This window comes from Weizmannia sp. FSL W8-0676, from assembly GCF_038593015.1.
GTDB classification, from domain to species: Bacteria; Bacillota; Bacilli; order Bacillales; family Bacillaceae_C; genus Weizmannia; species Weizmannia coagulans.
Window position 1 is genome coordinate 3078155 of the sequence record NZ_CP151954.1, and the last position, 14565, is coordinate 3092719.

Sequence of the window (14565 nt, forward strand, 5' to 3'; positions counted from 1 at the left end):
TCATCTATCATGGATTTCCGTACTGTTTCCTTATCTGTATATGTATTCCCATCTATATAGGATTTTACACGGCATTTCTTAAATTTATATGAAAATTTTCTTGCCTTACTCTTAATATAGCAAAAAATTTAAAAAAATATAAGGGTTTTCATCAAAATTGTTTGATTTCCTTCCTCAAGTCTGCGAGAAGAACAAATAGACCGGTTGCGGCTGCCCTCTTTTCCGCACTGGACATCAACAGAAATGTGTATTATGCTAAATAGTTGAATTATCACTTGCCACAAACCGAAGCAGTCTGTCTGCTTTTCGTTTTACATATTTTTCCAAGGAAGTGTGTCGCCCTATGGCCGCCTTACTGAACGATTATGCCACAAAACTTCAGAACCGGTTGCAGCCGGAGCGCGAATCCCACCAGAAACTGGTGCAAAAAGGGCTGCTGTTGTACCGCCAGCATCTCGTCCATGCCAAACGGGTTTCGGGGCGGTTTTTGCGCGGGAAAGTCCAGGATGTGACACCGGTGGATTGCGAGCTGGACCTGCTTGACCCGTTGAATTTTGACTGTGCCTGCCCCCATGACGGTTTTTGCCGCCACCTGATGGCTTTGTTTTTCTCTGCCTACAGTGAAGCAAACAGTGTATTCGACTGGGTCCGCGAGTGGAAGCGCCGCAGTACGGACGGGGACATCCTGCAATCCGTGAAGCGGGCAAGCGATTTGCTGGAGAAAAAAAAGCCGGAAACAACCGGGCAAACCATCAGCATGTGGCTGGATGATTTCCATACCGCGTTTGAAGAGATCAATGTGAAGGATGAATTTCTTCTCGATCTCTCGGCAAGGGAAGTTTACCGCCGGCTCACCCTTTTTTTGCCGGTCGAACGGGAATGGGAACCGCTTTACAGACTGGCCGCTGCCTATGAATTGTTTAAATACCTTCACACGGTTTGTTTGAAAAATGGCTTTTTTTCGTCCGCGGCTCTCATGCAGTTTTTGGCCGGCGAAGCGGAAGAGGCGGCAAACCGGCTGTCGTCCGCAGCGCTCCCGTTTGTTTTTGATCCGTTTATCGCTTATTTCCGCGAAAACACCCGTGAGCTGGCAGAAAGTGTATCCCTCTACGAACTTGAAACCGTTGATTTTTACCGAATCCTCTGGTCGCGCCTGCTAAAGAAAGAAAATTGGCGGAAAGAGGAAGAGGCGCGTTTAAGGAAGGAAATTTTAAACAGCATTGATGCCGGTGAAAATCTCTCCTCCACGAAGGTGCTCTGCTTCATCCATCTCGCCTTTTTGCTCGGGAATGACGACACCGCGCTGTTTTTTCTCAGGCAGCTGGCTGCAAGCGGCACCCATACAGCCGTATATATGCCGTACTGGTTCTTGGAACTGAAAGCGGACGAGAGACTGTTCCGCTATATCTCCGCTGCCTTACCGATGATCCCGCGCCTTTTGGAAACATGCGGGGATGACTATGACAAGGCTGCCTATATGCGCATGTTTTTCCGCTCCATCAATGAACAGGCGCTCTCCGCCCAGCAGCTGAAATTACTGGAAAAACTGTACCGCGCCTTTTTGCCTGTCAGCGCCCCGAAATACGGGGATATTTTATTTTTATCCGCAAGATACAGGGAGTGGGCGGAACTCCAGACACTGATCGGCAATACACCCGAGGATATGGCAAAAGAAAAACTCGAACGGGTTGCAAAGCAAGCACCTGAAGTCCTCCTCCCTCTTTACCACCGGGCGGTCGGCATCTGTATCGGGGAAAAAAACCGGAAGTCCTATCAAAAAGCCGTCCGCTATTTGAAAAAATTAAAAGCCATTTACCGGAAACGCCATGAAGAGGAAAGGTGGTACGCATTCTTTGACGAAATCAAGGAACGGACAAAACGGATGCGCGCTTTTCAGGAAGAATGCAGGAGGGGAAATTTGACCGATGCAGATGGAATATGATGTAAAAATCAATATACAACCGGATCCGGGCGGGCGTTATTTCTTATATGCCGAAGACCGGGCCGGAAACGAAGCCGATCCTTCCTACTGGGCGCCGTCTTTGTTGATGTGGCATGAAGAAAGTTTTTATGGCGCCTTCATACCGTACACGCGTTTCGGAAACCGCAGCGGGATTTTGGCCGACAGCTTTACGCTTTTGTCCCTGCTCGGAAAAGAAGGTTTCAGTTCGATGTTGCGCTGGGATTGGGATGAACGCGGGCAAATTTATCTGGCTGCGGCTCCCGTGCTGCTTGATGCCGTTTTAAGCGGCGGCTGGCTTGCTGAGGCGGCTGCACTTTCGGAAGAAGAAGCATGGGAGATAGAGCTGCCTGATGCCGTCATCGATGAGTTCAGCCCGTCGTTTTGGGGCCGGATGCTGGATGAAAAACCTTTGTCCCGCGTCCTCTCCGAATGGCACGGAGAAGCTGCCCGTTCTTTTATCACCAGCCGGCCCAAATTGAAGCGGCAATTCATGGAGCTGAAAAAATTAGGCTTTACCTCCCGGGAACTCTCCTCGTATTTTGACAAGCGGCGTTTTCAACTATGGGCGGGCGAAGCGTCCCTCCCCTTTACGATTGGGATCCGCCTTTTTGAACCGGACGCTGACGGTGGGCGCTGGAAGCTTGAAACCGTGCTGCGCGGCCGTGATAAACCGGAACGGATGCTGGTCTACCCCCGGCAAAAGCTGTATAAAAAATGGCAGCCGTTTGAAGAAGAGGTCCGGCTCGAACAGGCAAGATGGGGAAAACTGTTCCCCTGGCTTCAAGATGAAAACGGGCAGCTGCGCAATGAACTTGAAGAAAACCGCGCATGGGAGTTCTTCGTTCATGCCAGCGAAAAGCTTCTCCCGCTCGGTGTGGAAATTATGCTGCCGTCCTGGTGGTCATCTGTTAAAAACGCCAATATGCGGCTGAAAGCAAAACTGAAAAAAAACACAAGCTACCGGTCCTTTTTCAATCTCAATACAGTGCTCGAATTTGACTGGCGGATTTCCTTAAACGGGATGGAAATGAGCGAAGAAGAATTTCAAAACCTCGTAAACGGAGGGCGCCGCTTTGTGAAAGCGGGAGAAGAGTGGATCACGCTTGATCCGAAGATGATCCGGTCGCTGCAGGCGCTCATGGAAAAGGCCAAAAAAGAGGGCCTCCATCTTCAGGATCTGCTCTCGCAAACTTCCGGATCCGAAGAGGAAACGGACGAAGAAGAAACAGAGGATATGCAGGCGCTCGCCCGGATTCAAATTGAACTGAATCAGTCATTAAAAAAATTCATCCGGAAACTTTCCAATCTGGACGAAATTCCATCCGTCCCGATCCCGCCCGGATTTCAGGGCGATTTGCGGCCGTATCAGCAGCTTGGCTTAAACTGGCTCTCCTTTTTGCGTGATTGCGGGTTTGGCGCCGTACTGGCAGACGATATGGGGCTTGGGAAAACCGTGCAGCTGATCGCTTACCTCCTCCATGTGAAACATGCAAAACAGCCGGCAAATCCGGCGCTCATCATTTGCCCGACATCTGTCCTCGGCAACTGGCAGCGGGAGATTGAAAAATTTGGAAATGGCTTAAATGCCGCCCTCCATTACGGGCCGAACCGGAAAAAAGAAAACCTGGGGGATTGCTATCAGCATGCCGATGTTGTGCTGACGAGCTACGGGATTGCCCACCTTGATTTCGAGGCATTGTCAGCTGTGGAATGGAGCACGATTGCCCTTGATGAAGCGCAAAACATTAAAAATGCAGAGACGAAACAGTCGCGGGCGATCCGGAAACTAAAGGGCAGGCATTATATTGCTTTGACCGGCACCCCGATGGAAAACCGGCTTTCAGAACTGTGGGCGATCTTTGATTTTGCCAATAAAGGCTATTTGGGCACGTTCAGGCAGTTCCAAAAACGGTTCATCGCCCCGATTGAAAAGGACGGGTCAAAAGAAAAAATCCGTGAGCTCAAGCGCCTCATCCGGCCGTTTTTGCTGCGCCGGACGAAAAAAGATCCGGATGTGGAACTGAATCTGCCCGAAAAGCTGGAGCAAAAAGAATTTTGCCCGCTGACGGCAGAGCAGGCGGCATTGTACGAAGAAACGGTGCAAAATGCTTTTAAGGGGATCGCCCAGCTGAGTGGGCTTGGCAGAAGAGCGCTGATTTTGCAGATGCTAAACCGTCTGAAGCAGTTGTGCAACCATCCTGCCCTGTTTCTGAAAGAAGAAAAACCGGCGAACCTTTTGGAACGGTCATTTAAACTGGAAAAACTGGCAACGCTGACAGAAGCCATTTTGAATACGGGGGAATCGTGCCTCATTTTCACCCAGTATATCGGGATGGGCCAAATGATCCGGCAAATGATGAAGGAGCTGTTTGGCCTTGACGTTCCGTTTTTAAACGGAAGCATGCCAAAAGCAAAACGCGACCAGTTGATCCGTGATTTTCAAAACAAGGCGTTCCCTGTTTTTCTCCTGAGTTTAAAAGCCGGGGGAACGGGGTTGAACTTAACAGCAGCCAATCACGTCATCCATTATGATCGCTGGTGGAACCCGGCTGTTGAAAACCAGGCAACGGACAGGGCGCACCGCATCGGGCAGCAGCGGTTTGTCCATGTACACAAATTGATTGCGACCGGCACACTGGAAGAAAAGATTGACGCGATGCTTGAGAAAAAGCAGGCGCTGAACGATGAAATTATCCAAAGTGACAACTGGGTTACCGAACTGTCCGATGACGAATTGAAACATTTGGTTTTGCTGCAAAGCTAAATAGAGGGGGGCACCCGCTCTGAGGTTCCCCCTCTCCTATATTTTTTGAATATTTATTATTATCAACAAAAATGGAGGGCACGTTAAACATGAAAAAACCTTGGGCTATCACAGGCATCATTGCTGCCGTTGTCGTAATCGGCATTATAGTCGGTATGGTTGTCCATGAAAAGGAAAAGCCAAGCTACCCGAAATGGGTGGGCCACAGCAAGAGCGGCAAATGGACGGCTGTATTATCGTATAACGGTGAGAAATCTGATGATGTTAATTATTCTGGAGATTTCATTTGGAATGGCTCCAAAAAAGAGAAAAATAAGGTTTCTGTTTTAAAAACACAATATTGGATCGGTGGTGAAATGGAAGCCGGGGACAAAACAGCAAACAAAGAGAAGGTATCTCCAGACACAGGATTTGTAGAATATACAGACGCGCCAAAAAAAGGAGAACATCCAGAAGCCGTCATTTATTGGGAAGAAGATAACAAAGTCCATAAGGAAGTCATCGAATTAAAAAAGCAAAAATAAAGGCGCGAAAGGGCCGCTCTGTTTTATGACGCAGAGCGGCCTTTTCCGTTTAATCTTTCTTTAAATGCCTCAATTAATTCCTCGCCTTCGTACCCTTCGCGGACCAGCTCCTCCAACAGCTTTTCCGCATACGCGATCCGCCTCGAGCGTATTTTCCCTTCGAGCAGGACGCTGATCGTTCCGTCAAATTCTTTTATTCCCCTGACCCGGGTCGAAAGTGGTGCCGGATCATTGTTCTCATACGTGATCACCACTTCAGTATCCAGCTCCGTCTGCTGCTTTTCTTTTTCCGCAAAAAACGGCAGATGCTTGCTCTCCGTGTATGCTTCAATCAGCCAGGTGCCCCGCCCATCTTCCTTGTTCAGAATCAGCCCGTCAATCAACGGAATCGGCACGCGTTCGCCGTCATTCAAAATGGTAAGCGACAGGATCTTAAACGTTTTCATCCCTTTCCTCCCTATTCGTTTGTAAAAATTATAACATACATCCAACAGACGATCACCGGCAACAGCCCATTTTCTCACCTGCATCAAAAAGGCGGAAGTCTGGACAATGCAAGTCCAAGCCGGAAAGCAGCTGTTATGTTTCCGCGGTAAAAGTTCCCATTTTCGCCCGGTTGATGCCAAAGAAAAAATTTTAAATAATGCCATAACCTCTTTTTACAGCCGAAATATGTAAAAACCAGGCGTGCAAAAATACATTTTTGCACGAAACGAAGGGGCTATTTTTGAAAAATGGCGATTTTACAAGAAAAATGAAAGCCGGTAAGATAAATGCAGGAAGGGGGTGGATCAGTTGATTAACCAGGTCACATTAGTCGGAAGGCTCACAAAAGATCCGGATCTTCACTACACAGCAGACGGAAAACCGGTGCTAAATATTACGCTTGCCTTAAACCGCCATTACCGGAATCAATTTGGCGAAACGTTAACCGATTTTGTCCAATGTACCCTTTGGAATAAAATCGCGGAGAATACAAGCAAATATTGCGCAAAAGGTTCCATGCTCGGCATTACCGGCCGGATTCAGACCCGCCACTATGATAATAAGGACGGAAAAAGGGTCTACGTCACCGAAGTCATTGCCGACACAGTCCAATTTTTAAGCAAACGGCCGGAAAACAAACCGCTGCAGGAAACCGGCCAGGGAGGGTAGCATGCAATGGAAGACGCTGCAAAACGGTTGGATGCACTTGAGCGGGTATTAGCGGATATGATCGTCAAACAGGGCATGCTGAACCGGCAGCTTGCACTTTTGATGCAGGAAGTAAAACGGATAGAGGAAGAGAGCCGCAAAATGCCCGCACTCGTGCCACATCTGAAGTAAACGTATGAGTTTTCCTTTTCCAACTTTCTTTTCCATTTTACCAGTTCCTAACGTTTCTCCTATATTGCCCCATCAGATAGAATATTTGTTGAGAATACCGATCCTCTTCTATCCCCTTCTCTTTTGGTCAGCTGGACATCCGGCTGATTTTTTTTACGGAAAAAAGCGGCAAGACCTGTTCCGCTGCTATTTTTCGAGTGCAAACATGATCTCCGCTTCACAGGCAAGCTCCCCGCCGACTGTAGCAACCGCTTTGCCTTTTCCGACCGGCCCTTTCAAGCGGATGATTTCCACTTCGAGGCGAAGCTGGTCTCCCGGTTTTACCTGGCGTTTAAACCGGCACTTGTCAATACCTGCAAAAAGCGCAAGTTTCCCGCGGTTTTCTTCCTTTTTCAACATGGCGACCGCGCCCACCTGTGCGAGCGCCTCCACAATCAATACACCCGGCATGACCGGATATTGCGGAAAGTGGCCTGCAAAAAAAGGTTCGTTTCCGGATACGTTTTTGATTCCAACCGCACGTTTTCCTTCTTCCACCTCAAGAATGCGATCAATCAATAAAAAAGGATAACGGTGCGGGAGAATGTCTTTAATTTGCTGTAAATCCAACATTGGCAAAAAATCCTCCGTTTTCAGTTTCAGTCCGGGAGAAATAAGGCGGCGGGCAGGATTCGAAACGGCCGCGTCCCCGGATACTGCCTTAAAGTACGTAAGGCAGCTGGTTTTCGTAAAAAGCGAATCATCAGGAACGGATGTTGTTTACAAGGCCCATCATCTGGTCGGACAATGTAATCGTCCTTGACTGGAACTGATACAACCGTTCTGTTTTCGTTAGCTCCGTTATTTCAGCAGAAAGGTCGACATTCGATTTTTCAAGCGCGCCCTGCTGCATAGAAATTTGGCTGCGGTTTGCCCCCTTTAAATCGGTGTATACATTTGCCGCATTGGCGTTTTTCGGCAGCCTCAGCAAGTTGTTCCCGGCCTGTTCCAGCACTTGCGGGTTGCGTATTTGGACAACGCCGAGGTTAAAGCTTTCCCGCGTGCCGTCACTGTATGCCACCTGCAAGATCCCGTTTGGCCTGATCGCGTAATCTGCTACTCTGCCCTGGAATGTAATCATCCTGTTATCCTCATCCAGGACAGGATTCCCGTTCGCATCAGTGAGCATACTTCTATTGTTTCCGAGCGGGGATACTTCCAATGCGCCATTGCGGGTAAAGGCCGTTTCATTACGGCCATTTACCCCGGCAAGCACTTTTAAGTACTGGTTTTCTTTTGTAAAGGCCATATCAAGGGCGCGTCCGGTATTTTCAAGCGCCCCCTGCGATGGGGAAAGCACCGCTTGTGCCAGTTTTGCCCCCGTGCCGGTCCGGATGCCGTACGGCGTTTTTCTGCCTGTTTCTTTGGATGGATCCGGCTGGTTGTTGATTTTCTGGGCGAGCAGATCGGTAAAGCTCGCCTGTTTGCTTTTATAGCCGTTTGTATCCACATTAGCAACATTATGGCTGATGGTATCGATTTTGTCCTGCAACTGCCTGAGCGTATTGGTTGCTGTCAACATGGATTGATTCATGGCGCTGTCTCACCCCACCATTCTCCGTTATACTTTTCCTACGTCATTTACGGCTTTGCCGAGGCTTGCGTCATAAGCCTGCAGCACTTTTTGATTGGCTTCAAAAGAGCGGTAAGCACTCATCATATCTGTCATTGTTTTTGTCTCATCGACATTGGAAGATTCCAGGCAGCCCTGCTTGATTTGAAAGCCGTTTTGGCCTGCAGCTGGCAGCGCCCCGTTATTCGCGAGCGTATATAAACCGTCGCCTGTTTTCTCAAGCTGTGCCGGATTTTGGGCGTAGGCAAGGCCGATCGTGCCCGCATACCGCCCGTTTTCCGTTACCACGCCAGCCGCATCGACGGAAAAATCGGTTCCCCCCGTCTGAATGCGGCCCCCGTTTTCATCCAGCACGTAATGGCCGGAAGCGGTCGTTAAATAGCCTTCCGGGTTCACTGTGAAATTCCCGTTCCGCGTATAGGCTTCATGCCCGTTGCCGTCATCGATGCGGAAGAACAGGCTTCCTTGCGGTGAAGCCTGATCTAATATGGCCAAATCGGTCCGGTTGCCTGTTTCTTTAAGGTCACCCTGTTTAAAAAGCGGCAGTGTTTCCTGCATATAAACACCGGTCGCAAGTGACCCGACCGATTTCACTACTTCGCCTGTTGTCCCGTTTTTATCCATATAACTGAGCAGCATTTTCGGGAAAGAGCGGATCGATGACTGGTCCGTTTTATACCCCGGCGTGTCTGCGTTGGATAAATTATTGGCGAGCAAATCCGTTTTCCGCTGCTGGGCGATCATCCCGGAAGCCGCTGTATATAAACCCCGTAACATTGCCATTCACCTCGCTGGAGCATTCATCAAACGTTTGATTAAACGAGTTTTCTTCTTGAAATTTTATCGATATTTTCAAGCATGATGCCTGTTCCGATCGCTACGGAACTCATCGGATTTTCGGCAACAAGGACCGGCACTTTAATTTCTTCGGCAAGCAATTGGTCAATACCGTGCAAAAGGGCCCCGCCGCCTGTTAAAATGACACCGCGGTCAATAATGTCGGCTGACAGTTCAGGAGGCGTTTTCTCTAAAACGTTTTTCGTGGCGTGGACAATGATGGACACGGATTCACGCAGCGCTTTTTCAATTTCAGCGGATTTGATCGTAATCGTCCGCGGCAAGCCGGAAACCATATCTCTGCCCCGGATGTCCATTTCTTCATTGCGGGCGCCCGGAAATACCGTGCCGATATTCATCTTGATATTCTCTGCCGTCCGTTCGCCGATCAGCAGTTTGTACTCCCGTTTAATATACTGCAGAATTTCATTGTCAAATTTGTCACCGGCCATTTTGATGGACGAGCTTGTCACAATGTCCCCCATCGACAGTACCGCAATATCCGTCGTGCCGCCGCCGATATCGACCACCATATTCCCGCTCGGCTGGAAAATATCCATGCCTGCACCGATGGCCGCCACTTTCGGTTCTTCTTCCAGGTAAACATTTTTCCCGCCGCTTTTTTCTGCTGCCTCGCGGATCGCTTTTTGCTCCACGCTCGTAATATTTGTCGGGCAGCAAATCAAAATGCGCGGTTTCGATAAGAATCCCTTTACATTCAACTTGTTAATAAAATACCGCAGCATCGTTTCCGTTACGTCAAAATCGGCAATGACGCCGTCTTTCAGCGGGCGGATGGCGACAATATTGCCCGGCGTCCTGCCAACCATGCGGCGCGCTTCCTCCCCGACCGCGAGCACTTTATTGGCCGTTTTCTCAATGGCTACAACAGACGGCTCATTCAGCACAATTCCCTGGCCTTTTACGTGGATCAGTACATTCGCGGTACCCAAATCAATTCCTATATCCTTTGCAAACATGTATGTGCTCCTTCCTCATTTTTCAAACTTTTTTAGGACGATTTATCTATTCGAAGTCTATCATTGTCTGTTATCCCTGATTATTTATTTTAGCATATTTTTGCCGGGTTTCGGGACCATTTGTCAAATTTTATTTTCGGGTATTTTTCAAGCGAGGCAAACGGAGGGGATTTTACGGGGGGGGCCGGTTTGCAAAAAAGCAGCTTTCGCGCGGGGTGTCCGTTTCAATTCTGCGAAAGCCGTTTACCGGATGGAAGCAGCTGCGCATCCTGTGGCCGGAACCGCTCCCAAAACGGGCCCGGACCGTAAAAAGAAGCAACCGCGCAATTCGATTGCTTCTTTCAGGAATCATGGAGCCCTCATGAGCCGGAAAGCGCTGCTGCGGTTTTTCTGTTACTCTGTGACCGGATACTCTTCTTTTTTATATTTTTGCTTTGTTGCTTCCCCTCCGCGCAAATGGCGGACAGATTTATGGTAATCGAGGATATTCTTTACCTCATTTGCCAGTTCCGGATTGATTTCCGGCAGCCTTTCCGTCAAATCTTTATGGACAGTACTTTTGGATACGCCAAACTCTTTCGCAATTACGCGAACTGTTTTCCTCGTCTCCACGATATACTTCCCAATCTTGATAGTCCTCTCTTTGATGTAATCGTGCACACTACTCGCCCTCCCCAAAAATTGGATGTGAGGCGTGTGAAATGAGACTCGCCGGATTCAATTTTGTACTGGATCCCGCAGGCTGTTCATGCTTGCGGCAGAAAGTGAAGCCTTTCTGATGGTGCAGAATATAATCAAGTCTGTAGCGAAGATGCTCCCGTCATTAACGATTCCTCACCTCAAACACTCCCGCTTTTTTGTCAAGTTTGTAACAGTTTATTAGCTTGTGTACCATTTTATGCAAGAAACTGCTTTTTTACGGGAAGCGGGCGGAAAACAAAAAAAGGACAGAGGTTTTCTGTCCTGTATACACGCGGGCTGTATTAATGGCTGTTCTGGCTGGTTGATGTTTTTTCCGAAGACCGGCTTTGCTTGGACTGGCTGCTTTCGGATGAAACTTCCGGCGTTTTGACGTCGCTGGCCGTTTTATTGAAGTAGCCTTCCGGATTGACCGCCACATCGTCTTTGCGGATTTCAAAATGAAGATGCGTCCCGGCGGCTTTGTTCAGCTCGCTCCGGCCGGCTTTTGCGATCGTTTGTCCTTGCTTGACCATATCGCCTTCTTTCACCGCAATGTCTTTCACCGATTGGTATTCGGTCGTCACGCCTTTGTCATGTTCGACTTCAATGACATTGCCCAAAACGGCATCTTCCTGCACTTTTGTGACGGTACCGCCCATTGCAGCAACAACGTCAAATGTTTTGCCATTTTTCATCGTGATGTCAATTCCCTGGTTCGGCTGATATGTGTTGCCGTATACAACGAGTGCGGCTTCCTGGTCCTTGACGGAAGCATTCGCGTCGTAAAACTTCTTCTCAATCGTGGCCAGTTCAGGTTTTTGTACCGGCATTCTGAAGTTTTCTACCGCTTTGTTTACTTCGATTGCGTCATTGCCGGATCCTTTCTGGCTGATGGATGCATCGTTTTTAAATTTTTCTTTTGCCGAATGGGTTCCAAGCGACTGATACCAAATAATCCCTGTAATCAACAGCACCGCACTTACTAAATAGATTGCCGGATAGACCCAGCGTTTTTTGAAGAAATTTTTTATGTTCTTTGGTTGAGAAGGCCGTTTCTTTTCTTCCTCTCTCATTTATCATCACCTCAGCAACCATTCTGAACATTTCTTCATTTGTTTATACATCAAGTTTAAAAAATTTTTGTCCGGGAGGGATTATCTTTTTGCCAGGGCGCCGGCGCCGGCAATTTGGCTGAATGGTTTCACCGTGACGCCTTGATAATAATACGCCACAATCGCTTTATAATCTTTCCCTTCCTGTGCCATGCCGTTTGCCCCGTACTGGCTCATGCCGACGCCGTGCCCGTATCCTTTCGTTATAATTTCAATTTCTTTTCCTTTTCTTTCCCATGTAAAATCTGAAGAAGGCAGCCCCAGCTTCTCCCTCACCTGCCTGCCGGTGAAAACTTTGCCGGCAATTTTGATTTTCGCCACTCTTTTTCCTTCTGTCCTGGATAAGACAGTTCCCGTATCATTCGCTTGAATCCGGATCCCCAGTTTTTGTTCGAACGCCGTGGCGGGGATGGATGTGACTTTCTTGAATTTAGGCGAGTTTTGATCCCACGGGCTTTTCACGCTTTTTAAATAGGGTACGGCACTGGACCAGTAATCGCCGGCATTTTCTGTGTAGCCGTTGCTGGTGGAAAAAAACGCTGCATCGATCGGCTTGTTATGGTAAGTGATGATTTCGCCTTCTGTTGCAGCAACCGCTTTGTCGATTTTCTCCATTTTTTCCTGATACGCTTTCCCCCAAACGTTTTTCAGTTCATCCCGGCTCAAATATACCTGGTCGTTGACCGTATCTGTCACATTGGCATTATCCGGCAAATCCCTGTTTCCGCCATTTAACATCCGGTTGACAATGAAAGTGCGGGCAGTCAGTGCCTGGGCTTTTAATGCCTCGAGTTTAAACGTTGCAGGCATTTCAGCTGCGACCACGCCTGCAACATAGTCTTCCATTGGCACGCGGTCAACCTTTTTCTCCATGCTTCTGTATACGGATACCTGGACGGATACCGTTGCTTTCTCCTCCTTTGGCGGTTTTTTTTCATGCAATTTTCCGCTCACCTTGTCGTTGTGGAACGGAAGGACGACAAGGGCCGGAATGAGAAAGGAAAAGGCGAGAACGAGGATCGCTGCGATTACAACGGGTTTGATTGGTTTCATGCTGACGCCTCCATATGGTCGAAGTGGTGGAAAGCCTATACTCCAATTTATGGGACGGGACAAGCATTTATGATTAAAAATGCACGCTCAAGGGTGTGCGGGGCAAGCATGGGGCAGCACCGAAAAAAAGCCGACGAACCTTCCCGGCGCGCTCTGGCGACAACCGGATAAGTTCCGGAGGCGCATCGCTTGAGGCGGGAGGAAACGCATTGGACGGCGTTTCAACATAAACTGTTTCAACAACTGCATGAAAAATCAAGGCCTGTACGTTTGAAACCGGCCTGCTTTGTCCATAATGGGAACAGCAGAAGAAAAATGGCGAAAAAAAAACCCTGCACATGGGGGAATATGTACAGAGGTTTTTATACAAACTAAAGATTGGCGTCAGCAAGCAATTGATCTTGTTTTGCCGGCGCAACTTCCGCTTCGTCGTCGACCCTTTCAATGTCGGCCCCAAGTGCAGCCAGTTTTAAATGAAAGTTCAAATAGCCGCGGTCCAGATGTTTTAATTCGGTCACCCGGGTAATGCCTTTTGCCGCCAGCCCGGCAATAATTAAAGCGGCGGCTGCCCGCAGGTCTGTTGCGGCAACTTCAGCCCCCTGCAAATTGCACGGCCCGTTCACAATAACCGAACGCCCTTCTATTTTTAAATCCGCATTCATGCGCCGGAATTCTTCCACATGCATGAATCGGTTTTCAAATACCGTTTCCGTAATCACGCTCGTGCCTTCAGCACACAAAAGGAGCGCCATCATTTGCGACTGCATATCGGTCGGGAATCCCGGATAAGGCATTGTCTTTATGTCTACTGCCTTTAATGTTTCCGGGCCGATAACCCGGACACCGTTCTCTTCTTCAATGATGGTGACACCCATTTCCTCCAGCTTTGCAATTAAGGAAGAAATATGCTCAGGTACCGCACCTTTTACCAACACATTTCCCTTTGTAATCGCAGCGGCAACCATAAATGTCCCTGCTTCAATTCTGTCCGGTATGATGGTATGATCAGCAGCATGCAGCTTCTCTACACCTTCGATCTTAATGGTTCCCGTGCCGGCACCTTTTACATTTGCGCCCATTTCATTCAGGAAATTGGCAAGATCCACAATTTCAGGTTCTTTTGCACAGTTTTCAATGACCGTTTGTCCGTCAGCCAGCGATGCGGCCATCATGATATTCTGGGTTGCGCCGACGCTTGGAAAATCCATATATATTTTCGCGCCATGCAAGCGGCCGGATACAGACGCTTCAATAAAGCCGTTTCCCACATCTACTTTGGCGCCCATTGCTTCAAATCCTTTTAAGTGCAAGTCAATAGGGCGGGATCCAATGGCACAGCCTCCCGGTAATGCGACCCTTGCTTTCCCGGTTCTCGCCAGTAACGGCCCCAGCACTAAAAAAGATGCCCTCATTTTGCGTACATATTCAAAAGGCGTTTCAATTGATAACTCCCTTGATGCATCTACAGTGATTTCATTATCCAGAAACGTAACTTCAGCATTCAAGTGGCGCAGCACTTCACTGATTGTAAATACATCGGAGAGTTGTGGTACATCACGTATGATGCTTTTTCCTTCACTTGCCAATAACGATGCAGCGATCACAGGCAATACGGCATTCTTTGCACCTTCCACTTGAACGGTGCCCTGAAGCCTGTTTCCGCCGCGGACGATGATCTTTTCCAAGAGTATTCCCCTCCGCGTCCATATTCTC

Annotated in this window: 14 protein-coding genes; 5 read left to right on the forward strand and 9 right to left on the reverse strand. The window is 48.5% G+C overall.

All coding sequences use genetic code 11. The annotated features are described in order from the left end of the window. The first annotated feature begins 343 nt into the window (after window positions 1-343). From NST20_RS15150 to NST20_RS15160, 3 genes are all read left to right on the forward strand, one after another. On the forward strand, window positions 344-1942 hold the full coding sequence (locus NST20_RS15150) for an SWIM zinc finger family protein (RefSeq protein WP_342399772.1): 1599 nt from the start codon (window positions 344-346) through the stop codon (window positions 1940-1942). Beyond that, the gene (locus NST20_RS15155) at window positions 1926-4727 is read left to right on the forward strand and encodes a DEAD/DEAH box helicase (protein ID WP_342399773.1); all 2802 of its coding nucleotides are present in this window, start codon (window positions 1926-1928) and stop codon (window positions 4725-4727) included. The genes NST20_RS15150 and NST20_RS15155 overlap by 17 nt, the downstream gene beginning before the upstream one ends. A gap of 89 nt (window positions 4728-4816) precedes the next feature. Continuing rightward, window positions 4817-5251: a DUF4944 domain-containing protein gene (locus NST20_RS15160; protein WP_013860709.1), complete on the forward strand. Its 435-nt coding sequence runs from the start codon at window positions 4817-4819 to the stop codon at window positions 5249-5251. A 23-nt stretch (window positions 5252-5274) separates the two neighbouring features. Here the strand turns inward: NST20_RS15160 and NST20_RS15165 are convergent, their stop codons facing one another. Continuing rightward, window positions 5275-5697 (reverse strand): YwpF-like family protein, encoded by a 423-nt coding sequence (locus NST20_RS15165; RefSeq protein WP_013860710.1) that lies wholly within the window; start codon window positions 5695-5697, stop codon window positions 5275-5277. A gap of 349 nt (window positions 5698-6046) precedes the next feature. On the opposite strand from NST20_RS15165, the gene ssb reads away from it, so the two are divergent. Continuing rightward, window positions 6047-6406 carry a single-stranded DNA-binding protein gene (gene ssb / locus NST20_RS15170; RefSeq protein WP_013860711.1) on the forward strand — a complete coding sequence of 120 codons (360 nt, stop codon included), beginning with the start codon at window positions 6047-6049 and terminating at the stop codon, window positions 6404-6406. A gap of 6 nt (window positions 6407-6412) precedes the next feature. Beyond that, the gene (locus tag NST20_RS15175; protein WP_013860712.1) at window positions 6413-6577 is read left to right on the forward strand and encodes a hypothetical protein; all 165 of its coding nucleotides are present in this window, start codon (window positions 6413-6415) and stop codon (window positions 6575-6577) included. A 186-nt stretch (window positions 6578-6763) separates the two neighbouring features. Here NST20_RS15175 and fabZ read toward each other — a convergent pair whose 3' ends face one another. From fabZ to murA, 8 genes are all read right to left on the reverse strand, one after another. Beyond that, on the reverse strand, window positions 6764-7189 hold the full coding sequence (fabZ, locus tag NST20_RS15180; protein ID WP_019721004.1) for a 3-hydroxyacyl-ACP dehydratase FabZ: 426 nt from the start codon (window positions 7187-7189) through the stop codon (window positions 6764-6766). A 130-nt stretch (window positions 7190-7319) separates the two neighbouring features. Continuing rightward, a complete protein-coding gene (locus tag NST20_RS15185) occupies window positions 7320-8150 on the reverse strand; it encodes a flagellar hook-basal body protein (RefSeq protein WP_342399774.1) in 831 nt (276 codons plus the stop codon). Between the two features lie 27 nt (window positions 8151-8177). Continuing rightward, on the reverse strand, window positions 8178-8966 hold the full coding sequence (locus NST20_RS15190) for a flagellar hook-basal body protein (protein WP_019721006.1): 789 nt from the start codon (window positions 8964-8966) through the stop codon (window positions 8178-8180). A 38-nt stretch (window positions 8967-9004) separates the two neighbouring features. Then, window positions 9005-10006 carry a rod shape-determining protein gene (locus NST20_RS15195; protein ID WP_017553084.1) on the reverse strand — a complete coding sequence of 334 codons (1002 nt, stop codon included), beginning with the start codon at window positions 10004-10006 and terminating at the stop codon, window positions 9005-9007. A 393-nt stretch (window positions 10007-10399) separates the two neighbouring features. Continuing rightward, window positions 10400-10666 (reverse strand): sporulation transcriptional regulator SpoIIID, encoded by a 267-nt coding sequence (gene spoIIID, locus NST20_RS15200; RefSeq protein WP_017553086.1) that lies wholly within the window; start codon window positions 10664-10666, stop codon window positions 10400-10402. Window positions 10667-10989: 323 nt separating this feature from the next. Next, a complete protein-coding gene (locus tag NST20_RS15205; protein ID WP_013860719.1) occupies window positions 10990-11760 on the reverse strand; it encodes a M23 family metallopeptidase in 771 nt (256 codons plus the stop codon). Between the two features lie 81 nt (window positions 11761-11841). Next, on the reverse strand, window positions 11842-12852 hold the full coding sequence (spoIID, locus tag NST20_RS15210) for a stage II sporulation protein D (RefSeq protein ID WP_013860720.1): 1011 nt from the start codon (window positions 12850-12852) through the stop codon (window positions 11842-11844). Window positions 12853-13223: 371 nt separating this feature from the next. Further along, window positions 13224-14537 carry a UDP-N-acetylglucosamine 1-carboxyvinyltransferase gene (murA, locus tag NST20_RS15215; RefSeq protein WP_041819519.1) on the reverse strand — a complete coding sequence of 438 codons (1314 nt, stop codon included), beginning with the start codon at window positions 14535-14537 and terminating at the stop codon, window positions 13224-13226. Window positions 14538-14565: the final 28 nt, after the last annotated feature.

Coding starts and splice junctions, on each gene's coding strand:
- NST20_RS15175 (WP_013860712.1), top strand. CDS start 6,413: ATGGAAGACGCTGCAAAACGGTTGGATGCACTTGAGCGGGTATTAGCG.
- spoIID (WP_013860720.1), bottom strand. CDS start 12,852: ATGAAACCAATCAAACCCGTTGTAATCGCAGCGATCCTCGTTCTCGCC.
- NST20_RS15150 (WP_342399772.1), top strand. CDS start 344: ATGGCCGCCTTACTGAACGATTATGCCACAAAACTTCAGAACCGGTTG.
- NST20_RS15160 (WP_013860709.1), top strand. CDS start 4,817: ATGAAAAAACCTTGGGCTATCACAGGCATCATTGCTGCCGTTGTCGTA.
- NST20_RS15190 (WP_019721006.1), bottom strand. CDS start 8,966: ATGTTACGGGGTTTATATACAGCGGCTTCCGGGATGATCGCCCAGCAG.
- NST20_RS15165 (WP_013860710.1), bottom strand. CDS start 5,697: ATGAAAACGTTTAAGATCCTGTCGCTTACCATTTTGAATGACGGCGAA.
- NST20_RS15195 (WP_017553084.1), bottom strand. CDS start 10,006: ATGTTTGCAAAGGATATAGGAATTGATTTGGGTACCGCGAATGTACTG.
- fabZ (WP_019721004.1), bottom strand. CDS start 7,189: ATGTTGGATTTACAGCAAATTAAAGACATTCTCCCGCACCGTTATCCT.
- NST20_RS15185 (WP_342399774.1), bottom strand. CDS start 8,150: ATGAATCAATCCATGTTGACAGCAACCAATACGCTCAGGCAGTTGCAG.
- NST20_RS15205 (WP_013860719.1), bottom strand. CDS start 11,760: ATGAGAGAGGAAGAAAAGAAACGGCCTTCTCAACCAAAGAACATAAAA.
- NST20_RS15155 (WP_342399773.1), top strand. CDS start 1,926: ATGCAGATGGAATATGATGTAAAAATCAATATACAACCGGATCCGGGC.